13 protein-coding genes are annotated in these 16,776 nt (G+C 37.9%); 1 reads left to right on the top strand and 12 read right to left on the bottom strand.

The window, feature by feature from the left end; translation table 11 throughout:
- Positions 1-32: 32 nt before the first annotated feature.
- The 10 genes from AB3I20_RS09830 to AB3I20_RS09785 form a co-directional block, all read right to left on the bottom strand.
- Entirely contained in the window at positions 33-1,691 is a 1,659-nt protein-coding gene (locus AB3I20_RS09830) for a SpaH/EbpB family LPXTG-anchored major pilin (protein ID WP_368027246.1), read from the bottom strand.
- A gap of 9 nt (positions 1,692-1,700) precedes the next feature.
- On the bottom strand, positions 1,701-2,996 hold the full coding sequence (locus AB3I20_RS09825) for a pilin N-terminal domain-containing protein (protein WP_368027245.1): 1,296 nt from the start codon (positions 2,994-2,996) through the stop codon (positions 1,701-1,703).
- Entirely contained in the window at positions 2,993-7,516 is a 4,524-nt protein-coding gene (locus tag AB3I20_RS09820; protein WP_368027274.1) for a SpaA isopeptide-forming pilin-related protein, read from the bottom strand. Before AB3I20_RS09820 ends, AB3I20_RS09825 begins: the two co-directional genes overlap by 4 nt.
- Before the next feature lie 417 nt (positions 7,517-7,933).
- Positions 7,934-9,181: a PTS sugar transporter subunit IIC gene (locus AB3I20_RS09815; protein WP_067483167.1), complete on the bottom strand. Its 1,248-nt coding sequence runs from the start codon at positions 9,179-9,181 to the stop codon at positions 7,934-7,936.
- 26 nt (positions 9,182-9,207) lie between these two features.
- Entirely contained in the window at positions 9,208-9,525 is a 318-nt protein-coding gene (locus AB3I20_RS09810) for a PTS lactose/cellobiose transporter subunit IIA (protein WP_067483169.1), read from the bottom strand.
- A gap of 34 nt (positions 9,526-9,559) precedes the next feature.
- Complete coding sequence (locus tag AB3I20_RS09805) at positions 9,560-9,880, bottom strand: PTS sugar transporter subunit IIB (RefSeq protein ID WP_067483171.1); 321 nt, start codon at positions 9,878-9,880, stop codon at positions 9,560-9,562.
- 274 nt (positions 9,881-10,154) lie between these two features.
- A complete protein-coding gene (locus AB3I20_RS09800; protein ID WP_368027244.1) occupies positions 10,155-10,790 on the bottom strand; it encodes a DUF421 domain-containing protein in 636 nt (211 codons plus the stop codon).
- 11 nt (positions 10,791-10,801) lie between these two features.
- Positions 10,802-11,248 carry a DUF3290 domain-containing protein gene (locus tag AB3I20_RS09795; protein ID WP_075491863.1) on the bottom strand — a complete coding sequence of 149 codons (447 nt, stop codon included), beginning with the start codon at positions 11,246-11,248 and terminating at the stop codon, positions 10,802-10,804.
- Between the two features lie 173 nt (positions 11,249-11,421).
- Positions 11,422-12,807, bottom strand: coding sequence for a gluconokinase (locus AB3I20_RS09790; RefSeq protein WP_244897461.1), 1,386 nt, complete (start codon positions 12,805-12,807; stop codon positions 11,422-11,424).
- 3 nt (positions 12,808-12,810) lie between these two features.
- On the bottom strand, positions 12,811-13,557 hold the full coding sequence (locus AB3I20_RS09785) for a hypothetical protein (RefSeq protein WP_067483177.1): 747 nt from the start codon (positions 13,555-13,557) through the stop codon (positions 12,811-12,813).
- Positions 13,558-13,660: 103 nt separating this feature from the next.
- Between AB3I20_RS09785 and AB3I20_RS09780 the strand changes: the two genes are divergently transcribed.
- Complete coding sequence (locus tag AB3I20_RS09780) at positions 13,661-14,017, top strand: hypothetical protein (protein ID WP_067483179.1); 357 nt, start codon at positions 13,661-13,663, stop codon at positions 14,015-14,017.
- 26 nt (positions 14,018-14,043) lie between these two features.
- On the opposite strand, the gene AB3I20_RS09775 is transcribed toward AB3I20_RS09780, so the two are convergent.
- Positions 14,044-14,823, bottom strand: coding sequence for a ChbG/HpnK family deacetylase (locus tag AB3I20_RS09775; RefSeq protein WP_067483181.1), 780 nt, complete (start codon positions 14,821-14,823; stop codon positions 14,044-14,046).
- Positions 14,824-14,843: 20 nt separating this feature from the next.
- Positions 14,844-16,688 (bottom strand): beta-glucoside-specific PTS transporter subunit IIABC, encoded by a 1,845-nt coding sequence (locus AB3I20_RS09770; RefSeq protein ID WP_067483183.1) that lies wholly within the window; start codon positions 16,686-16,688, stop codon positions 14,844-14,846.
- Between the last annotated feature and the right edge of the window lie 88 nt (positions 16,689-16,776).

The following is a 16,776-nucleotide window of genomic DNA, read 5'->3' as shown; positions in this document are numbered from 1 at the left end:
ACATCAGTTATCATCGCCCACTCTTCATGTCCTTAAATTTCTGTTGGTTTTTTTAATTTACGATACCCACCATAAGCAGCTAGCATTAAGAATGAACCAATTAGCAAGAACAGATAAATTCCGTTTCCACCAGTTGAAGGTAAAGCACCTTTTTTCGTATTAGGAACTTCTACATCAGTTGGTTGCCCAATTTCGTCAAAACCGTTATAGCTTCCAAGTTCTACCGTAAACTCTGTAAACGCAGCAGCCCCAGCTGGTAATGCGTAGCCGTCAGCAGCTTTCACTTCTTTCATGTAATAAGTCCCATACTCTAATCCTTGGACTTCAAATTTCCCAGTGTCTACCAAAGAAACAAACTTAGTGGCACCTGTTTGATCGTCAACCCATTCAACGCTATCTGCATCGTTCTGATAACTACTTAGGGCAGCCCCATCTTTATAGAAAACAGCATATTTTTCTTTTGCTGCATCCCATAACTCAAACTCTGCTCCCCCAAGTTTCGCTTTACTTGATGCATCATACTTTTCAAATTGACGGCCTCCTGTTGCTACTTTTTCTGGTGGCGTCACATCTTCTGAGTAGTCGTACGCATCACCGCGTCCAATCGCAATTTTCGCCGTATTATCTTGTAGGTCATCCGGCGTGATTGTTGCTGTAAGTTTCATCGCATAGTTGACAGTTAATTGTCCCCCACGTGAAGCGGCAAGTTTAGTTAATGTAGTTTTGTTAGCCTTACCATCTTTTTCTGTTAAGATTGTTAATTTGAATCCATTGTCTACTTCTTCCAATGTATAATCTTCATTTAAAGTTAGTTCTGTCGCCCCTGCTGTCACAACCATTTCTTGATCAAAGTAAGTTAAGCCAGCAGTTGGTTTATCTTCAATGATAAAGTTGTTGATTACTGGTGTTTCATCCGCCTTTATTGAATCAATAAAGTAAGGAATCGGAGCAGTAATCGTATAATTGATCAAATGACCTTTTTCTAAATCCGCGTAAGAAATTGTCGACCCATCGCTTAATTCGATTTCTTGTAATTCAGAAGGATCAATATTCATGACTTTACTAGACTCTTGTGTTTCATTTTTTGGATATAAATGAATATCATCATTATATGTGTCTAACCATTGCCCTGGATTATTTGTATTCGGCATCATCACTGGCATTAAAACGACCATTGGTGTTGCCACTTTGGCAATAGCAGCTGGCGAATATGTTTCTAAAAACAGATACGCTTTATCCCGTTTTTCACCTGTTGTTTCTGTAACTTCTAATTCACTAAATTCAGCTACACCCACGCTAGTTGTCGTGACAGTTTTTTCAGCTGTCAACTGGTAATCTTGGAACCATTCACTCGTAAGGTCAGTTTGAATCAATTGGATTGCTTCTGCTGAGGTCATTCCATCATCTGCTTCAACTGTTGTTGGATTGTCTTTTAGCAAATCATAATAGACGTCTGTGACATCAAACAAACTAAAGTCGACACCTGGTAACGGATCACCACCAAAATCATTATCCTCGAGTCCATTGTTAGGTACTTCAGCAGGCAGTGATGAGAAACTACGTTTATGTAGCGTAATCGTTACTTCCTCTGGTTTCGTTTCTACTTCTGCTGCATCAACACTAGTCCCAAATCCTTGAAACAGTGGGGCAAGCATCCCCATAATCGTTAGTACTTTCCAAAATTTTTTCATTTTTTCCTCCTATGAACCTTTTTTAGTTGTTTTTTGTCTTCGCAAGTAATACCCAACGCCTACCAGAATCATGACGCCAAGCAAAAACGCCCCTGTCTTAACTGCACCTGTTTGTGGAAACTTACTGAATGGCGGGTTATCCCCAATATTCGTCGTTTCTTCTGAATCTTTTGTAGGTGTTTTTTGTCGTTCATTATAAACGCGCGGTGTTGCACTTTCTTTTGCCTCCTCAGGTACTTTTCCTGAATGCAGTTCCAACATTTTTTGCCCAGCAACAGTTACAAAGGTTTCGTTTCCTTCATCATCAACCCATGAAGCAGGAATTTTCACCTCGATTTTTTTACTTTCTTCGTTAATCTCATACCCTTCAACACTCTGAACTTCTTCAAAATAATAAGTATTCGGCGCTAGAAGCAAACCATCTGTGTCGACTAACCCATTGTCTTTTGACTGATATTTACGAATATTTTCGTCTGTTAATGGCTCATTATTCTTTGCTTTCTCCCACTTGCTGTTAAAGCTTTTAGTAGAATCAGCTGTCAGATAAAGTTTTTCCCCATCTTCGAGTTTATACAGGACAAATTTTGCTCCTGCTAATGGAGTACCTTCTCCATTTGTCCCCTTCGTTCGGCCATATTTAAAGAAATAAGGATCTCGTAAATAGCCAATGTTTTTGGGATATAAATGAATTTCTTGTAGTTCCTTCGCTGTGTCCATTGGATCCATAATTGGTAAAACAACGGCTAGAGGAGTAGTCAATGTATCTTTAGCCAGATTCGTTCCACTCCCCGTATCTGTCTCTTGTTCAACAAACAAATACACCGCATCTTGGGCGTTACTCTTTCGCGGAAGACGAATTCTGCCGATTCCTCCGCCATACTTTCCATTTGTTTCACCTTCATCTTGTGTTTGAATGGTGCCAACCAATGGAATTGCTTCTTTTTCAATCAATGTATCAATCTGTTGGAAACTGTAGCCCGCCATGGTTTGCACAAATTGTTTTGCTGTCCCATTATCTGCTTTACCATAGTATTCGGTCAGATCATACACCTGAAATTTTGCTCCATTCAATGGCGTTGTTTGTGTGATGACATCTACATCCGTCGTCTTCTTATCAATTTCTTTGCCATCATTTTCATACATCTCAAAATTTTCCTGACTGTAATCCACATCACGAATGATGCGCTTATGCAAAATAATCTCAACTTCATCATTGGTTTGTGCCTGAACGATTGTCATCGGAATGAAAAGAAAAGAAAGAGTCGTTAGTATCACACCAGCTAGATTTAACAGTTTGCGACTCATTTTAATCCCTTCTTTCTTTTGTTTTGATAATAGAAGTAACTTCCACCAACTATTCCAGCCAAGCCAACTAAAATTGCTGAGATCAGCATAAAGATTTGCCTACCTTGACCGCCTGTAGCTGGAAGTGGATTTTCCGTATCATTACCTACCTCAACTGACAACGCAATTCTCTCGTTATCAATCAATTCATAAGTAAGTTCCTTTGTTTCAGCCGGAGAGCTTGCATCCATTGTCGGATAATAAGCTATTTCTGCTTTCAAACTTCCCTTTTCCTTTCCAGGAATGACTTTTGAATCCCCATCTAGCGCTGCTTGTTCTCGGTAACTAATGGTTAACAAGAAATAGCCCGGCAATTTTCGATAACCTTCTGGTGCCTCTGTTTCAATAATTCGATAATTACCAGCTGTTAACTCTTTGGCAACAAAAGTGGCTAAGTCATCTTCATTCACCACCAAACCATCTTCAATTAACTCGAAGCCATCATCTAGTTGTTTCTCAATACTAAAACTTGCACCTTCCAATTTCCGCTTGGTTACACTGTCTAATTTTTCCAGTGTCAAATCTATTGGAGCTAAGTCATTCGTTAAAGTTAATTCTAAAATATCGTCAATCATTTGGTAGCCAGTTGGGGATTGAGCTGACTCTTCATCAAGATTTATTCCATCAACAATAAAATTACCTTCTTCATTCACTTCAAATTGAAAGACTTTATTGGATAATTGATAGCCACTTGGTGCAACGCTTTCTGTAACTGTGTATTCACCTGGCATCAATCTCAGCGGTATGTCATAGTCTAAATCAGCATATTTTTCAGTATGGTAACGATAGGCGTAGAAATAACCGATACCATCCGCTTGTCGTTCCGTGTTTGGCTCTAACGGATTCCCTGTATAGGCACGGTAAGCGGGGAAAGATGCATCATTTTCTTTTGTAATCGTAAATCCTGCACCATTTAACAGCTGATCATTCGCATCTAATTTTTTCACGCGAACTTCTCGATATAAGAAGGTATTTTCAACCTCAAATTCGATCCACAACGTATTATCAGTTTCATCAACGGTATAAGACAAGAATGTCCAATCTGCTGCATTTATTTGTTTTAATCGGATCCGATCATTATTTTGGATCTGTAATAACCAATCCTCTTCTTCCACTGGGTCTTGATACCCCGCGGGATTTTTTGTTTCAACAACTCGATATTCTACATATTGATAACCATCGCCAGAATGAACAAAGCTGCCTGATTTGGCTAAAGAATAGACTTTTTTTTGTCCATTTCCGTCTAACACATACGTTCCGGTGTCATCAATCTCGTAAAAAGTCAACGTTCCTTTAGTAGCATCTTTACTTTCGCCAGAAACGCCTTTTGCCACAGGCTTCCCTTGAAGTTCCCCCGAACCATTCGTTTCATAAAGAGAAAATTCAGCACCATCGATTGCTAATCGACTTTCTTTGGCTACCTTTTTCAAGTTTAGTTGAACAGGTTTGTACTCATTTTTCATTTCTAACTGTACAAATAGTTCGTCAAAGTCCGTTTCTGATTCGTTTTTCTTCTGAACGACTGATAATTTATGATGACTTCCTTCAAAATAAGAATCAGGATCATCACCTTCGGTATCATTGATTTCGCTTACTCGGTTACCTGAAGTCCCTGCCACAGTTAATTCGTAATGACCTAATGATTCACCAGGTTTTGCGATATGTTTTTTGATTTGGAACTTCAAGGCGTCTTCTACTAGTTCATACCTTTCAGGTCCGTCAATTTCCTTCACCCAATAAACATCACTAGTAGCGTCTTCTCCATCACTTAGTACATCAATCTTCGTATTAAAGATAGCTTGTCCATTATCTGTCGTTCGACTTTGCTCAATTAAATTAGCTTCAGACAAGCTCGGATCTGCATCATATAAGCCAAACAACACACCTGCTAATGGCTGTCCATCTTCTCCAGTTTTCTTAATCTGTAGATTACGGTCAGGATGTTCAAAACGAATCGACGGTGCTGGGAAAAACATTTTCCCTGACTCAACATCATTCTCGTAATCCTCTTGGTTTTGGATATAAGCTAAGTTATTGACGGTGTAGAAATTCCCATCTTGGGCACCACCATCTAGTTTCACTTGATACTTGATTCGTACCATTTCGCCTTCACCCAACGAAATTGGTGAAAATTTATAGGCATGATTATCTCGTCCTTGATAACTAGTCGGCATTGCTACAACATCAGCTGGCCTTTGTCCATGCTTTTCCTCATCCCATAGTTCCGGTGCTTGATAGCGAACGCTACCTTCCGAGTTATTATCAAGATGATAATAGTTGATTTCAGCCGATGTTCCGCCATTAAATAAGGAAACATTAAAACCAGTTTCATCATACAAAGTTGCTTGACGAATTGTTTTTGTAAATGTTGAAGAAATCGATTCTAGCGCTGTAACAATATCTTGTTTATTGCTTGCATTGTAATAGTACGAGGTCCCGTCGTCTTTGGAATCAGCAATATTTTGTAACACATTCCGACCAATCGCATCTAATCGTTGACGGCCACTAACAGAACCATCAATTCCTAGACCAATCGTGAAAATATTCGGTGGATCAGCCATCTTATTTTTTAACCAGTGATGATAAGCAACTGTATTAATTGCTGCACTTTTTTCTTTTGTACTCGCAGCTCCAGTTGTCGAATTATTTGCTGAACCATCACCAACCCAAAGCGATGTACTTTCATTATCTTTAACCTCACCACCAGTGTATTGATCGCCAGACGGTCGATTAAAATCACTTGGATAAGTCAAAGGTCCAACAAAACCTGCACCTGATGTATTTCCAGAATAGGTTTCAAAATTTTTGAAAGGTTCAATATTATTCACTGTTGTCGTGACGACCTTACTTGACATAACATTACCATTACTTTTAACTGGTCCGTAACTATACGTTGGAATACCATCTCCAATAACGATTAAGATTTTTTCTGGATTTCTCTCGTTACCACCGTTATTTGCGTATAAAACTTCATAGCCTTTTCTTAGTCCCAATGAAAGAGGTGTTCCGCCACTGGGTAGTTTGTATAGCGCATTGTTACTCGCTTGGTTAGTTAGCCTACTAATATCATTTGTCATTGCTGTTACATTCGAATTGATTCCCGCTTTGCCATTGGAATAAAAATTGACCATTCCGATTCGTGCATCCATTGTTGGGTTGGACAGTAGATTCTGACTGAGTTCTTCAACGGCTTCTACTAAAGCATTATTTTTTGATTGGTTATTATTTGTACCCGTGGTTTCATTCATACTTGCTGATTTGTCTAATACGAAAACCACATCAACTGGGTGAACATCACGGTTTTCTCCACCAATCACATCAAGATAAACGTTGTATAGCGTGGTATTGTCTTCTGAGTTTATCTCACTACTAGTGCTTTCTTGCAAAACAGGTTCTACCCATTTTTTAATATAAGCACCACTATAGTCTAAATAACTATTTGCAAATGTTCGATCATTTCCCCACAGTTGAACTGTCGGTGCGCGTGTATCTGTTTCGCCAGTTCCTGCTGTTGAACCATTGTCAGTTGCATAGTTATAATTACGCCAATTGGCTCCGCCACTTTGATATTCTTCATCTGAAATTGGTTCGTCATTGCCATTCTCATATAGTTCACCCTTATCACCAGTATATGTAGCAGATTCTTGTCCACCAGCTAATACTTTCGTATAATCATTTGTTGCAAAATATGGGTAACGGTGTTGTGTATCTCCATCTGTTGGATAAATATATTTGTAAGGATCATTTGTTGCTGTGGGGCCAAGTCTTTCAAGGATACCCGCAAACAGCGGACTTTGATTTCTAACCAATGGTGTTCCTTGACTTTCTACTTCACTTGTTTCGTTGGGTTGTTCTGTGGTGTTTGTTTTTTCAGCATCTTCATTTTGGACGCTTTCATCTGTGGTGTTTTGTGTTGCGTTGTCTTCTGTTTTACTTGTTTCTATTTCTTTATCTGTTTCTTTTACTTCTTCATCGGCGCTTTCTTCTTGCACTTTTTCATCTACGACAACTTGCAAGGGAAGTTCCCCATCTGTGATTTCTGTCCCTTTTTCTGTCTCGAAAGTCAGCGTCCCGCTCTTTGCTTCTGTCGAATAAACCTTTCCAACATACCAAGTTTCACCTGAAATTTCTTCTGTCTTCAAATCTGTACCTTCTGAATCATAAGAAGAAAGTCCCTGTCCGCGAACATTTTTTACCGTGCCAATTCCAGCAGCTGCTGTATCAATTGCTAGTCGAATCCGTCCTTCATTCGTGCTGGCCTTTTTTTCAAATTGAATCGTCCATTCTAAGGCATTTTCTTTTTCAATATAACCTCCTTCCACCTTTGCGTAATCTTCATCTAATAACACTTCCAAGTCTATTTCTGCTTCTTCTTGCACGGTTTGTTTCTCTGCTGTCTGCGCTTCAGCAAATACCTGTTGTGCACTCACAGCTGTTTCGATATAAGGTGCAAGAATCATCCCAACTGCAATTAAAGGCATCATCCACTTAGAAACAACTTTCACTATCAATCACCCTTCCTTCCACTTATCAAAAGTTCATTATCTAACAATCAATCTAACCGTAATCTAATATTTACAATTAGATTATACTTTATTCTCTAATCTAAAACAAATGAAAATTCATTGTTTTTTAATTTTTTGTTTGTTAATAGCTATGTATCAAGGCTTTATACTAACGATAAATAATTATCCTTTTATGAAATTAAAATGATAGAAAATTTCGAAAACTTTTTTATAACACGTATTATTTTCACAATACGTGGCTAATTACACACTAATTTGTTTTTTATGAACTATTTCAAGCTATTAGCGGACACAAAAAAGAGGTTGCGACTAACGTCACAACCTCACTGCTTTCAAGCTTGTCCATTCTTAACCGAACAGCTAATTTTCTTTTTATTGCGCTACTTTACGTTGTTCTTGTACTGTTGCAACTTTTACGAATGGCAAGTAAATCAAGACTGAAAGAAGCAAGTTAACCGCAGCTAACACTCCGCCTGCCATACTCTTAGTTGCCAAAATCCCACCGATAACTGGTGGCGTTACCCATGGAGGCATAACTGTTGCTGCCGGAACGATTCCTGTTAGTGTGGCGAAGTAAGCAACACTAACTAAAATCATTGGAGTCAAGATAAACGGAATAAACATAATCGGATTCAATACGATTGGTAAACCAAACATTGTTGGTTCATTGATATTAAAGATACCTGGTGCAATTGATAAGTTTGTTACGACCATATAAGGTTTGTTTTTACGACCAACCAAGTAAATAGCTAATAACAAACCTAATGTAGCACCTGTACCACCTAAGTTAACGAAACTATCAAAGAATGGTTTATTAACAATAAAAGGTGCATCATGTCCTGCAGCAATTGCTTTCACATTTGCTTCGATTGCAGGTGCATTGATTGTTTGCATCAATGGGTCAACCATGTTTGCCCCATGTAACCCGAAGAACCATAAGAATGGTGTAATGAATGCTAATAATAATGCTGATGGATATGAGTTTGCAAGTCCCATAAATGGTTCTTGAACTAATGTGTAAAATGCACCTACAATATCAGCTACGCCAAATGCAGCAAAGATTGCAGCAATTAGTGCAAAGAATGAAATAGTAATCATTGCAGGTAATAATGAAGCAAATGCTTTTGCAACTGCTGGCGGAACACCGTCAGGCATTTTAATAATTAATTTTTCATTTCCACTTAATCGAACAAAAATTTCTGTTGAGACGATCCCAACAATAATTGCAATAAATAAACCAGTTGAGCTCATGCCCAATGCTCCGCCTAAAGCGAAGAATGATCCTAATGAAATAACACCGGCAGACACACCGTCTTTTTTATACCCATTCGCTAAATGATAAGCTAACAAGAAAGCAATCAGTACTGAAAGGATTGCGAATGTTCCGTTCCAAGCTGCGCCACCGAAACCTTTCCATGCTTCTCCACCAAAAATTGAATTCATCAACTCTTGGAATCCAGGGATTGGCAAGTTATTGATCATAACTGCTAACGCTCCTAGAATCATTAACGGCATACTTACCATAAATGAATCACGAATGGCAACCAAATGTCGTTGAGCACCAATTTTTGATGCTACAGGTATAAAATGTTTCTCCATAAATGCAACAAATCTATCCATCTTTCCTACCTCTTTCTTTTACCCCTTTACGCGTCGATTCGACGGTATAAATCAATAATTTCTTTTGCTAAATCAGTAAATGCAATTGATGTCATCAAGTGATCTTGACTATGAACAGTCAATAATGTAACGTCCACATGATTGCCTTGTGCTTCTTGTGTAAGCATTTCTGTTTGTGAATGATGTGCTTGCACTAAAGATTCTTCTGCATCTTTGATTTTTGCATCTGCTAATTCAAAGTCGCCACTTTTTGCAGCAGCAATCGCTTCCATTGCATCGCTTTTTGCGTTTCCGCCAAACATGATCAAGCCCATGATTGCCTCAAGATTTTTTTGATCTTCCATTGTTCTTCATCCCCTCTATTTTCTATTCAAGTTTTTATTGATTAATTAAGTTTTCCGCTTGTTCTAAAACTTTTGCACCGTTCATCATGCCGTAGTCTTGCATATTGATTACGTCTAAAGGAATTCCTTTTGGTGCAAGTTTTTCTTCAAATTGATTTTTCATAAAACGAACTTGTGGGCCTAAAAGTAAAACGTCTACATTTTTATCTTCTAGATGACGATCAGCATCAGATGCTGATACAGCAAAGATATCTGCTTCTACACCTTTTTCTTCAGCCACTTTTTGCATTTTCGTTACTAATAGACTAGTACTCATTCCTGCTGAGCAGACAAGCATAATTGTTTTCTTTTCCATTTAGAACACATCCTTTTCTCTTACTTACACTTTTATATAATGCAAGTACCGTGCCAAAAATAAAAGCGCTTTACAGCACTACTCTATCAAGGGTTACAGCCACAAACCGTTCGTGCGCACACTAATAAATAAAAATACACAAGTTATTATTAGTGTGCAGTGTTTTCGGTTTCATACGTGATTTCTGTGCAAAAAAAGAGCGTGAAACAGTTTTCTTTCGATCAACTGCTTCACACTTTAATTATTTTTGATTACTAAATTGATTGTACACTACTCATTTCTTATAGCCATAGAGATTTAACTTTCCAGACAAGTACTCTCCAAGATAGATTTCATTGATTTTCTGGTACCCATTTTGTTGAATTTGCTCTTCTAACCAAGCCTCATCTTTGTTGATCAATTCCAACACATCTTCATTAGATTGACCATCAACGATAATTGGATAGCGGATGTTTTCATCCCCAAATTCAATCAGTGTCAATTGGCCGTTTTGTTCCAAGACAGCACGTTTTACATTTTCTACTTCGTAAATGCCATTTGCTCGAAGCTTAAACATCAATTCATTGGCTGAGATTCCATTTTTCAAACATTCATTCACATCAACGACACCATTTTGAATCAAGGTAATCGGTCGACCATCCACCACTCGTTTCACATAGCGGTTGTGTTCTTTAGCAAATTTGAGAACTAATACTAGTAACGTCCAGATAATCAGCACCAGTACAAATTGCAATACAGTAATTGAGTCATTATAGATAACACCGCCAATAATTCCACCCAATACATAATTTTGAACCTGATCCAATGCTGAAGAAGGAGCCAAGTTTCCTTTTCCCATCAAATTAATTTGAATAATCAAACAAATGATACCTAACGCAAATTTAATAATAATTGGTGTATAAAACTGCATATTTTTTCTCCTTACTCATTGATGATTTTAATCTCTGGATTAGTAACATATGCTCGTTCTAGCGTATAAGATGTCTGGTCACCGCTTAAGTTGACTTTATAAAAATCATCTGCGATTTTCACAATGATTCCGTCTGCCAGTTGTGTGGAATTGACCAAGATCTCTTCTTTCGCTAAGTTTTTTTCTTTTGAAATTTGTTCCACTAGGTTAACCATTTGAGAAGATTGGGAGTGTCTACTTTGGTTCACTTGATAATCCGAATACTGAACGCCAGAAACAAACAATAAGAATAAGAAAAAGATAATGCTAAGATCTCGATACTTCGTTTGAATTCGATGTCGTAAATACAAACTAAAAACTACGACCAATAGAATCAATGAACCAAAAATAAAAAAATATTTTACATAATCATTTAAGTTCGTTTGTGCTTCCAAATAGGTGATGCTATAAAAAGTCATACAATTCCCCTCGCTCATATCTGTTCAAACTGAAAAAATTTCAGTTCTACTTTTCTCAAAAATGGCAGTCGTCATTCATAAAATAAGTCAATCCGACTGAAATAGACAATCAAAACACGACTCATCTTTGAAACAGCATATAGCTCACGCAATTTTCGTCGTTGAGCTACACGTTAGTCAAAGTAAGTCTGAAATACTGGTTGAAACTCCGCATGGCTTTCTTGATTAGCCGACCATTTCTGCAGACGAATTGGCGACTGTTTTGAAGCTACCTGAGTAATTAACCCATACAAACCATAAATCGGTTCATTTTCACCAGCCAACCAACAATCTGCTCCTAAGATATCTGCTGTTAATTGGCACAAAACAGCTGACTCAAAAAAACCACCACTGACTGCTAAGTTACTTGGTTCATTCACCATTTCATGGAGTCGCTTAACGTTGAACAGTACCCCTTCAATCACTGCTCGAACCATCTCAGCTCGGCGGTGATGAATCGTTAAACCTTTAAATTCCGCTGTTTGATTGGCTTTCCAAAGTGGAGCTCGCTCACCGTTGATATAGGGGAAGAAACGTAATCCCTTGGCACCGATTGGCGATTGTGCTAAATAGTCCGGAATCTTTTCATAGAATTGTACGGGGTCATCTGCAAAGACTTGGCTTGCCCACTCAAGTACTTTCCCACCGTTATTTGATGGCGCACCAATCACATAAATATTTTCAGCTAGATAGTAGCAAAAGTTTTGACGCTGCCAATCCAAAACTGGTGTACTAGTTATTTCTCGAACAGCAGCACTCGTACCAATGGTCAAACTTGCTGACAATCCGTTTGCCAGATAACCACCATAAGCCGCTAAACAACCATCACTTGCCCCTGCAAAAACTTGTACGCCAGGTAAAAAGTGTAGCTCGTCAGCCAGTTCTCTTTTGATTAAATATGAAGTAGTTGGTTCTACTAACTGGCCTAATTGATCCGTGCCGATACCAAGGTAATCTAAGATTTCTTTATCCCATTGACGTTTGGCTAAATTCAATAAACCTGTAGCAGACGCCGTAGACAAATCAATTGTTGAAACACCAGTGAAAAAGCCCATGAGCAATTCCTTCAGACCCAACCATTTCGTATTTTCAGGATACATTTTTCTTTTCTTAAAATAGAGAATTTTGGCAAAAGGTGTCATTTCATGAATCGGTGTACCTGTTTTTTGATAAAAACGTTCGGCTTCATTCGCCTGCTTGAAGACCGCTATCGCTTCTTTGCTTTGAGTGTCAGACCAAATAAAGACTTGTTCAAATTCACCAGCAACCACAGGCATACAACTGTGCATCGCCACGCTAAAACTGATTTTTGTGATTCGCTGTTTTAATGAGCGAGGTATTTCTCGCAATTCATTTTGGATAATCGCTAAAATTTCAGAAGCTTTTTGATAACGGACACCCCCAGATTCGCTGTAAGTTTCCAATGGTACACGATGATAAAAAATGGTTTCTCCTTGAGCGATTGCACCAAATTTGATTGCAGTGGTTCCGATGTCAATACCTAAAAATATATCAGTCATTTTTTATTCTTCCTTCTTGTGTCTTTCTGAATTGTTTTCCTCAACTTTTTGATGTACTCGAGAAAGATTACTTAATCGCTTTTCTTGATGTTTTAAATGAATATATCCCCAGCTAACTATGACCAGAGCACCAAGCATATTTACGATGCAATCTTTCATCGTATCAATCAGTGCCTCATGCCCACTTAAAATCTCGCCTTCGCCTGTCATAAATTTTTGCATGTTAGTCCCTAATAAATGATCCGCTAAAAATTCGTAGACTTCCCAAAGCAACCCGACTGTTGTTGCAAAGCAAAAGGCAAACAAGCTAATAAAAAATGGACTTAATTGAAGCGCTACTCGTTTACTTCGATTTAAATAAGCGACAATAATAAATCCTAGCGAACCCAGCATTGCCGCGCTAAATCCATGTAAGATCATATCCCAAAATGGTATTTTATAGTAGAAATTGCGTACCTCACCCAAATAAATTGCACAAAACAAAAAAAGAAAGAAAAGAATTTCCATCGTATCAGGAATCTCAATATCAAATTTCTGTTCTACTTGCCTTGGTAAAAAAATAATAATCATTCCTGCCACACATTGCAAAATCATCAACACATAATCACTTTTGACATGTTCGTACTCAGTTGTCGATGTTCCAGATGGCGTTTGAATCATCATGATAATGGCATATATAGTAGAAATTGCTAGTAAAATAAAGACTAAATAAAAAATAATCTTTTTCTTGTCCAACCAGTTTTTTTTCATAACAAGCTCCTTTGCTCATCTGGTTCTTCCGATGAGTCTTTTCCCTTATAAACATGATACAATAAGTGGATAGAAAATAGGAAATAACTAAGAGGTGAATCTAGTGAATAGTGAAAAATCATATACTCAGATCAAACAACTCATTGAACAAGAAACCAATCAAGCAGGCAAAAGCTTCACTGTTGGAAAGTTCACAGGCATTGGCTGGCTATTTATCCAACATTCGCCAGAAGAACCCGCTTCACCACTAATTGCAGTCAAGCAATACGCAAAAACAGTGAATATTTATGTACCCATTGATGAAAATGAACCGCCATTGGTTGAACAATATGCTCAGATCTTTGGCAAAAGCAATTTGGGTAAGACATGTATTCGGATCTCTTCTTTAACACCAACTCGTTTAGATGCTCTAAAAGCATTAGTCCAAAAGATCAAAAGAGAAGCTGAACAAAGCGCGTAACTACGCTTTGTCCAGCTTCTCTTTTTCTATTTTAAACTGGCAAAATCAACAACTTGATACTCTGTTGTTTCAAACCATTTTTTTAACTCAGAGGAAGTCAATGTTTCTAAATCTTGACAACGTGGCAAGGTTAATGTGCTGTGGTCTAAAACGTATTGATCTAAGAAACCAGGGTGAAGATGTAATTCAATCACTGTTTCTTCTGGTAATGCTTGGTAACCAAACGCATCGTCTGCAAAGTCACTAAGCTTCGTTCCACGATTGAGGACCGTCATCAATTTATCAAAATCAGGAATTTCTGCCAGTTGATAGGGCAATTTTTTTGGTGGTTGGTATCCATAAAATAAATTGGCATGGATGCCATATTTTTCAGCCAATTCAAATAAAGCTTGTCCAACTGCTTGATCGCCAACAGAATGTGTTTCCATATGCACTGGGAATTCACCAAGTAATTCCTTAAAATGTAAGATTTGTGCTTCCATTTCTTGTTTGATTTCATGATAGTTAAACGTCAACGTTCCACCATTTTTGTAATGACTTGAAGAGAGGAATAGCCCCTTTTCATCCACTAAACTAGGAATTTTTTTCGCATCTGTCACTGGTTTTCCTAAAGTAAAGTTGATATGCAGATTGATTTCAACCGTTGGATCAATTGCTTGGATCAACGTAACTCCAGCTTTAGCTTCAGGCATATTCACCATTAACGAAGTACTCCTAACGATTCCTTCTTCCACACTTTTGGCAATTCCTAAATTAATAGCCTCTGACATTCCTAAGTCATCTGCATTTAAAATAAATTTTCTCATCATTCAGCCTTCCTTTTCACTTACTTCGTTTGAATCAGATGATTTTTATCTGTTAATGAAATCTTGACTTCTGGATAATCAAGTGTGTTTGTTAAAACGACTGCTGTTGTCGTATCGTAATCAGCTAATTGACTGAAATCCACTTGTCCAATGACTTGTCCTGCAGTTACTCGATCACCTTGTTTAACCTGCCAAGAAAAACCTTTTCCATTTAATTCTACTGTATTGAGACCAATATGGATTAATAATTGCTTACCATCATCAGCAGTGAACCCAATCGCATGTTTTGTTTGAGCCACTAGCTCTACAACACCGCTAACAGGTGCATATACCGTACCCTCACTTGGTTTGATTGCAAAACCTTCGCCCATGCTTTTTGAAGAAAATACTGGATCATTGATTTCTGAAATCGGCAAGTACTCTCCATTTAAAGGTGCTACTACTAAGTTAGCTTCACTTAAGTTAGTAGATGCAACTGGTTCTGCAGAAATTATTTTCTGTTCTTCTTCACTAATTGAGACTGTTTTCATTTGCTTACGCATCCACAAAGCAGTAGCTACTAGCGCCACGAAGAATGACACACCATTCGCTAATAATTGTGCACTAAAATTATTTCCAGGTCCTACAAACATTGAGAATGTAAAAATATTGGCTACTGGGGTAAAAGAATAAGCTTTGGTTTCAAAAAAGCCACTGATTGCGCCGCCAAGTGCTGCAGAAATCGAACCAATAATAAATGGCATTTTATACTTCAAGTTAATCCCATAAATGGCAGGCTCTGTGATCCCAAAAAAGCCTGATAATGAAGCAGAGGCAGCAATTTCTTTATCTTTTCCTTTTCTTAAAAATAGCCACGCGCCAACTACAGCACCAAATTGACCAAATACACCGTTAGAACCAATTGGTAAAATCGTATCTGCACCAGTGTTTTGAATATTGATTAACGCAATTGGTAAAATTCCCCAATGTAAACCAACCATCACTAATAATTGGAACAAGCCACCTAATAATGCACCCGCTAAAATCGGACTAAACGCATACACGCTAAAGTATGCTGTACCAATCAAATTGGCGATTCCATTTCCTAAAGGACCGATCAAAGCAAAGACTGCAATTCCGGTAATGATGATTGTAAAGAAAGGAACAAATACTGTGTGAGTGACTTTAGGCAAAACTTTTTTGACACCACGTTCGATATAGCTTTGTGCCCAAATTGCTAAAATCGTTGGAACAACAGCACCACCATAAGTTTTGAAACTAATCGTTAATCCCAGCAATGACGCACTATCTAAAATACTAGCATCTGTTAATGGATAGATCATTGCCGCTGCGATTGCCAACGCTATAAATTGATTTGTCTTAAATCGATTGGCTGCTGTTACTGCGATAAACAAGGGTAATAATGTGAAGACACCAGATGCTAAGATACTTAACAATTGATATAGTCCACTATCTGCCGGCAAAATATTGTACATGGAAAGTGGAATCAAAAATCCTTTTAAAATCCCCGCTGCTGCCAACACACCAATATATGGGGTGAAGATAGCTGAAATTGTCGCAAATAATTCATCGTACCATGTTTGTTTCTCTTTTGGCTCATTTACTTGTTTCTCCGCATCTTCTGGTAATAGTTTCACTAATTCATCAAAGACATCCACCACGTCACTTCCAATTACTACTTGATGTTGTCCACCAGACTCGACATATTGAATCACACCAGGTACTTCTTTGATTTCTTCTTTTTCAACTTTTTGTCCATTGTTTAAATAAAAACGTAGGCGTGTCGCGCAGTGTGTTAGTGATGAAACATTTTCTTTTCCTCCCACTGCTTCTAAAATTGCTTGTGCTCTTTGTCGATCGTCCATTTCTTTTTCCTCCTTAAAAATTGTTCGTAAAAAACAAAAAACCAAAAAAACTAGCCCTCTTCAATCAAAAGAGAGTCGTTTTTTTGGT

Source organism: Enterococcus sp. C50 (genome assembly GCF_040887505.1).
In the GTDB taxonomy this organism is placed as follows: domain Bacteria; phylum Bacillota; class Bacilli; order Lactobacillales; family Enterococcaceae; genus Enterococcus_B; species Enterococcus_B thailandicus.
Note: the sequence above shows the minus strand (reverse complement) of the source record. Positions and strands in the feature narration are given on the sequence as shown.

Bases quoted from the DNA above. Each gene is read 5' to 3' on its own strand.
- AB3I20_RS09830 (WP_368027246.1), bottom strand. From the start codon at position 1,691: ATGAAAAAATTTTGGAAAGTACTAACGATTATGGGGATGCTTGCCCCA.
- AB3I20_RS09825 (WP_368027245.1), bottom strand. From the start codon at position 2,996: ATGAGTCGCAAACTGTTAAATCTAGCTGGTGTGATACTAACGACTCTT.
- AB3I20_RS09820 (WP_368027274.1), bottom strand. From the start codon at position 7,516: ATGCCTTTAATTGCAGTTGGGATGATTCTTGCACCTTATATCGAAACA.
- AB3I20_RS09815 (WP_067483167.1), bottom strand. From the start codon at position 9,181: ATGGATAGATTTGTTGCATTTATGGAGAAACATTTTATACCTGTAGCA.
- AB3I20_RS09810 (WP_067483169.1), bottom strand. From the start codon at position 9,525: ATGGAAGATCAAAAAAATCTTGAGGCAATCATGGGCTTGATCATGTTT.
- AB3I20_RS09805 (WP_067483171.1), bottom strand. From the start codon at position 9,880: ATGGAAAAGAAAACAATTATGCTTGTCTGCTCAGCAGGAATGAGTACT.
- AB3I20_RS09800 (WP_368027244.1), bottom strand. From the start codon at position 10,790: ATGCAGTTTTATACACCAATTATTATTAAATTTGCGTTAGGTATCATT.
- AB3I20_RS09795 (WP_075491863.1), bottom strand. From the start codon at position 11,248: ATGACTTTTTATAGCATCACCTATTTGGAAGCACAAACGAACTTAAAT.
- AB3I20_RS09790 (WP_244897461.1), bottom strand. From the start codon at position 12,807: ATGACTGATATATTTTTAGGTATTGACATCGGAACCACTGCAATCAAA.
- AB3I20_RS09785 (WP_067483177.1), bottom strand. From the start codon at position 13,557: ATGAAAAAAAACTGGTTGGACAAGAAAAAGATTATTTTTTATTTAGTC.
- AB3I20_RS09775 (WP_067483181.1), bottom strand. From the start codon at position 14,823: ATGAGAAAATTTATTTTAAATGCAGATGACTTAGGAATGTCAGAGGCT.
- AB3I20_RS09770 (WP_067483183.1), bottom strand. From the start codon at position 16,688: ATGGACGATCGACAAAGAGCACAAGCAATTTTAGAAGCAGTGGGAGGA.